The sequence below is a fragment of the Chitinophaga sp. genome (assembly GCF_036566945.1).
GTDB lineage: Bacteria > Bacteroidota > Bacteroidia > Chitinophagales > Chitinophagaceae > Chitinophaga.
Genome location: NZ_DATCVJ010000432.1, coordinates 1 through 5829 on the forward strand (window position 1 = coordinate 1; position 5829 = coordinate 5829).

5 protein-coding genes are annotated in these 5829 nt (G+C 45.7%); all 5 read right to left on the minus strand.

From position 1 onward, the window contains the following. Window positions 1-939: tetratricopeptide repeat protein (locus VIP81_RS13050; RefSeq protein ID WP_331961078.1), on the minus strand; the 939-nt coding region annotated here is incomplete at its 3' end. 86 nt (window positions 940-1025) lie between these two features. Beyond that, window positions 1026-2327, minus strand: a complete 1302-nt coding sequence (locus VIP81_RS13055; protein WP_331961081.1) for an HlyD family secretion protein — start codon at window positions 2325-2327, stop codon at window positions 1026-1028. After that, window positions 2317-4524 (minus strand): peptidase domain-containing ABC transporter, encoded by a 2208-nt coding sequence (locus VIP81_RS13060; RefSeq protein ID WP_331961084.1) that lies wholly within the window; start codon window positions 4522-4524, stop codon window positions 2317-2319. The genes VIP81_RS13055 and VIP81_RS13060 overlap by 11 nt, the downstream gene beginning before the upstream one ends. A gap of 1 nt (window position 4525) precedes the next feature. Then, window positions 4526-5596 (minus strand): grasp-with-spasm system SPASM domain peptide maturase, encoded by a 1071-nt coding sequence (gene gwsS, locus VIP81_RS13065; RefSeq protein WP_331961087.1) that lies wholly within the window; start codon window positions 5594-5596, stop codon window positions 4526-4528. Between the two features lie 2 nt (window positions 5597-5598). After that, a complete protein-coding gene (locus tag VIP81_RS13070; protein WP_331961090.1) occupies window positions 5599-5778 on the minus strand; it encodes a hypothetical protein in 180 nt (59 codons plus the stop codon). Window positions 5779-5829: the final 51 nt, after the last annotated feature.

The following is a 5829-nucleotide window of genomic DNA, read 5'->3' on the forward strand; positions in this document are numbered from 1 at the left end:
CTCTCTTATTGCTTTATTTTTTCTGGCAAGGGCAATAGCTTCCCTGTAATAGTGGATAGCCGAATCCGTCTGGTTATTACGAATGAAGCTGGCCGCTAAATTATTATAGGCATACGCCTCCAGGTTATTTGTTTTCCTTAAATAATCAACGAAAATCCGGCTGCTTTCAAGGGCTTTGGCAAATTGTCCCTGCTGCACATATACCTGGCATAGGTTATCATACGACCTTGCAATGGCCATGCTGTCGCCGATACTTTTCGCAAAATCCCGGGCCATGGCGTTGTATAATATCATCTTATCATAGTCACCGGCTTTGGAGGCCAGCATGAAAGAAATATCATAATACCGCTGACTGATAACCGGATGGGATTTGTAGGGATGATTTTTATAATAGCGTTCGGTATATTCCAATGATTCTTTTCCGTTGTCGTTCTGATAGTAAGCTTTCGCCATCAGGTCATAAAAGCGGTAGGTTAGCCTGCTATGCACACCTTCCGCCCTTTGCATGGTGGTGAGTATGGCCTTCATTAATGGCCCTTCTACCATGCCGCCGCCATTGGTGGTTTGCTCCAGGATGCTACAGATCTTCAGCAGTTCCACTTCCACATCGTCCTTTGCTACAGGCATCTTTCTAAACTCCACCAGCACGCTGTCCCGCTTTTTCTCCAGGCCATACCGCTTTGCCCGGAAGTAATGATAATACGGGTTAGGTGTACTATCCGGTAGTTGTCGCAGCAGGCTATCTTCCCGGTAAATAGCTTTTTTGTATCCGTCGGTTGATAAAGTATCCAGGGAAATAACCAGGGACAGATAATCTGTACGGGGCGTTGCAACAAGGGTATTTTTCTGATCTTTCCGTGGCTTTTCTTTCTCCTTACAGGAGGTAACAAAAAGCAGGGTCAAAACCGAAAAAACCGCCCATGCGGTTCTTGCATTCATCAATGAAGTAAGTTTAACTGCGCAAAAAAACATAAATATATAAACTGTTCTGGTTTTATCCATTGGTTTTCATTCCTCACTACCCGTTATTCAAACCGCAGCAGCTTTCTCAACTGGTAAAAAAATCTTTCTATCAGCCGCAGGTCCTGTGTCACTATCTCTGCATTTCCTTTTAATTCTTTATCAAAGGGAAGGATTTTATGGAAAGATGTCTGAAGGCCATTAGGTAGAATGACATTCACATAATAGTTCCCATCTTTATCAGGCGCATTGGCAATATTGTTCACGCGGGCTTCCACCATACCAAATTCCTGGTAGGGGTAGTTATCGAGTTTAAGCAATACTTTCTGTCCCACTTTTACTTTGCCGGAATTGGTGGCGGGCACCCGTAAGCCGCCGATGAGCACATCTTTATCATCGGGCATAACGGACAATAATATATCTCCCGTTTTCACAAACTGGTTCTTTCCCACAAACTGCTGAAAGCCCACTACACCGGCCACAGAAGAGGTTAGCAGGTAGTTCTGCTCCCAGGCATTAAGAGATTTTCTCAATTGCTCAAAAAGCTGTCCGGTCTGCGCGCTTAAATTGATCTTGTCTTTTTCTGCATTGATGGTTACACCGCTGCGGGTCTTTTCAATACCCAGTATGCCCTCCTGCAGCTGCGATATGGTAATATTGATATTTTCCAGGCTTTGTCCCGCCTGCAAAAACTTCATTCTCTCCTGGCTTAATTCGGCGGCAGAAACTACCTTCTCTTTAAATAGTTCCTGGTACCGGTCGAACTCTCTTTTAGAAACCTCATACTTAGCCTGCTCCAGGCTTTTTTGTTGCTGCAGGGTATGTACCCGGCTGCGCGATTCTGCGAGGCTCCTGTTGGCCGCTGCATAATCCGGGGAATAAGGCTGCAATCGGGTATACAGCTGCTCGTCTGTCAGTGCGCGGGCAAAAGCGTTGTGGTCCGCCTGGATATCGCCGAGTTTAAACCCTGCCACTTCCGCCAGCGGGAAGTGTTCCATCCCTTTGTTATCCAGCGAATCGATGATACGCCTTAGCCGGATCACATCGTGGTAGTCTGCCGTGGATTGCAACACCATGAGCAACTGGTTCCCCGACACTGCCTGATGGTCGCTCACAAATATTTCGGCTACCCTGGTATTCACCCGCGCTTCCAGCTTCTCCGGCGGATTGCGGGAGGAAATGATTACGGCGGAAGGAACAAACTCCGGATACTTAATTAAATAGCTCATGCCTAAAATGAGCAGCAGTATCACAAATATGGTGGTATTGCCCCAGCGAACCATCCAGTTGGGTGGCTGCGTAAGAATATCCTGCACACCTTCCGAATGCAGCTGAATAGTGTCTAATATCTCCTTTTTAGTTTCCAAGTTCCAATTGATTTTTTACGAGCCTGTAATACTCTTTTCTAAGCGATACCAGTTCATCATGCGTTCCTTCTTCCACTACTTTTCCTTTATCCAGTACAATGATCTTATCTGCATTTTTCACGGTCGACAAGCGATGTGCGATAATAACGGCCGTTTTTCCTTTCAGAAATTCTTCCAGGTTGCCCATAATGGCTTTTTCTGTATTGGCATCCAATGCGCTGGTGGCTTCATCAAAAAAAAGATACTCCGGTGATTTGTATACCGCCCGGGCGATGAAGAGCCGCTGCTTCTGCCCCCCGCTGATGCCGATGCCTTCGTTCCCAATTTTTGAATTATAGCTTAAGGGCAAACTCTCCACAAAATCTTTGATGCAAGCCACATCTACGGCCTTTCTCAGTTGTTGCCGGTTAATATCGTCTACTCCTATGGCAATATTTTTAGCGATGGTATCATTGAATACATATCCTTCCTGCATCACCACGCCGCATTGGTCCCGCCAGTACCGCGGTGAAATATGCTGCAGCTGTACATGCCCGATTTTAATATCGCCTTCGCCAGGTTCATAAAATTTCATCAGTAATTTCAGCAGGGTTGTTTTACCGCTACCGCTGGTACCTACGATGGCAGTGGTTTTGCGGTGAGGTATGCGCAAACTCAGGTGTTCAAACACCGGCGTTCCCGCACCTACATAACGGAAGGAAACGTTGTCCAGCGCAATATCTTCTTCGGGTATATCTACCACCGTTTGTATATCGGCACGCTCCTCCTCGTCCTTCTCATGGATCTCGCCCAGTCTTTCCAGCGATATTTTTGCGTCCTGCGTTTGTTTCACAAAGTCCATCAGCTGCACTAATGGACCATTCAGCTGACCAATGATATACTGTACTGCCAGCATCATTCCCAAAGTCAGGTTGCCATCAAGTACCAGCTTCGCCGCCAGGAAACTGACAAAGATGTCTTTCATCTGGTTAATAAAATTCGCGCCCACCGTTTGCCACTGTTCCAGCGACAATGATCTGATCTGAATTTTAAACAGCTTCACCTGCATAAACTCCCAGCCCCAGCGCATTTGTTTCTCCGCATTATGCATCTTGATTTCCTGCATACCATTCACCAGTTCAATCACCTTGCTCTGCTCCTGCGCTACCTGCGAAAAACGTTTATAGTCCAGTTCTTTTCTCTTCTTCAGAAAAAACGAGATCCATCCTACCGATAAGGCGGCTCCTAACAGATAAATCAGGAATAAGCGATAGTCGTATAGCAAGAGCACTACGCTGAAAATAACCAGATTTACCAGCGAGAAAAGGGTATTCAGAGAGGAATTGGTGAGCAGCTGTTCTATCCGCTGATGATCATTGATACGCTGCATAATATCGCCGGTCATACGCGTATCAAAATAACTGATAGGGAGCTTCATGAGTTTTATAAAGAAGTCGGATACAATAGAAATATTGATCCGGCTCGAGAGATGCAGCAGAATCCAGCTGCGTACAATCTCTATCCCCATTCTACCTATAAACAACATCACCTGTGCCAGTAACACGAGGTAAATAAAATTCAGGTCATGGTTCTGAATGCCGATGTCTACGATACTCTGCGTAAGGAAAGGAAAAATAAGTGACAGCAGGCTACCGGCCAGCAGACCGATTGACAGCTGTGCAATCAGTTTTTTATATCTGAAAAAATAACTGAACAGGAAAGAAAAATCCTTTCTGCTGCGTGGTGCTGCTGCATCCGCCTCATTAAATCCGGGGCCGGGTTCCAGCAACAAGGCAATCCCTTCTTCATCCCGTTCGTTCTTACCCTTTCCTACCCAGCCATCTATGAACTCCTGTTGGGTATATTTTATCAGTCCGTAGGCAGGATCGGATACATATACGAAGGTATTGCCGCGCGATTTTTTCACTTTGTAAACAACAATGAAATGCTGTTGTCCCCAATGACAAATGCAGGGCAATGGCGCTTCTTCCATCAGCGTAATGAAATCTATCTTTACGGCCAGCGACTTAAACCCCAGTCCCTCCGCAGCAGCAGACAATCCCAGCAAGGAACTTCCTTCCCGCGTGGTTTCGGCCAGCGACCGGATGGCCTGGATATCTGTTAATCTGCCGTAATGTTTACTGATGATCTTTATACAGGTAGGACCACAATCCTTCCCGTCCGGCTGCATATAAAAAGGGAATGCTTTCAGCTTCATATTAATTGATTATCTCTTCCAACCCATACGCGGCAATGGCAGCATGTTTCAACGGATGCTTCGTCCAGTCTTCCCAGTTGTTGGTATACGGATCATACCCGCATTTAAGCGGTCGGGAATACATATCCTGTGGGTCTTCTACATAGGCTCTGCAATCTGTGCATACATGTCTGAATTCACAGTCTTTACAAACCGCTATTTCATCTTTACGTATTTTTCCATATCGATGAAACCCTTTATTATCCAATACCTGCTGCAAAGAAGTCGTTGTTACCTGACCAAAATCTTCCCGCATAGAAGGGCAGTTCCTGATATATCCCTGCTGATCTATACTCAGTTTTCTATTCAAACAGGTATTATAATGCTGGCTCTCCGTGAACAGTTCCATGTTGGAAATAAAATAGTCCGAACGGATTTCGCCGCAGGCCAGGCAGGAATTAATTGGATGGCTGAAGAATGCCACCGGCACTGATCCTTCGAATATTTTTGCCGATTGATCAGTGGGGGCAGAATGGAGCAGCAGCGACTTTACCCGCGGATATTGTTTCACCAGTTGATCCAATACCGGCAGCGTCAGTGCTTCTGCATACGGCAGCACCAGTTTGATGAACTTCAGGGTGGTGCCGTTGAACAACTCCAGTAATTCACGGATCTTGCCCAGCTCTGTTCTGCGATAGCACCTGATTTCCAGTCCCTGCACATGCAGGTCAAAGAGTTCACGGAAAAAAGGGCCATCGTAATTGATTGCTTCCTGGTACTCAATAATAACATTGGTAATAGCGGAGTACCTGTCCCAGCTGAGGTCCAGCGGTATTAGCTCCGGCAACAACTGATGATCAGTAAAACCCATTTCCTTGCTGAGTACAAAATCAATATACCCGGTAATGGTTTTACGGTTATCTTCTCCATAATGGGCAATGCATTCCTCGATGGAATGTTGTTGCAGGAAGAGGAGCACGTCGGCGGTATCGTTGGGGATATGATAAAACCTGCGCATCTGCAAATCACAGAGCAGCGACATACTGGCGCCTTTCACGAGCCGGCAGTTTGCATATAGATGTAGATATTCCATGGTCAGAATTTGGAGATCACTTTATAAAAATTGAAAAGCTCGTATCCTTCGGAATTTATTTTCCTGGCTTTTTCAAATTTGAGAATGGCAGTACTTTGCTGCTGGTTGTGCTGCTCCAGGAAATACAGCGACAGCGGCAATCCTTTCTTCTCTTTCAGTTTACTGGTGAATTTCTTTTTCATGCGCGCTATTATTTTCATGTAGCAATAATGCTAATTTCTTTTCCAGGTAAT

Excerpts from the sequence above, each read along its gene's own strand:
- VIP81_RS13060 (WP_331961084.1), bottom strand. The coding sequence starts at position 4,524 with ATGAAGCTGAAAGCATTCCCTTTTTATATGCAGCCGGACGGGAAGGAT.
- gwsS (WP_331961087.1), bottom strand. The coding sequence starts at position 5,596 with ATGGAATATCTACATCTATATGCAAACTGCCGGCTCGTGAAAGGCGCC.
- VIP81_RS13070 (WP_331961090.1), bottom strand. The coding sequence starts at position 5,778 with ATGAAAAAGAAATTCACCAGTAAACTGAAAGAGAAGAAAGGATTGCCG.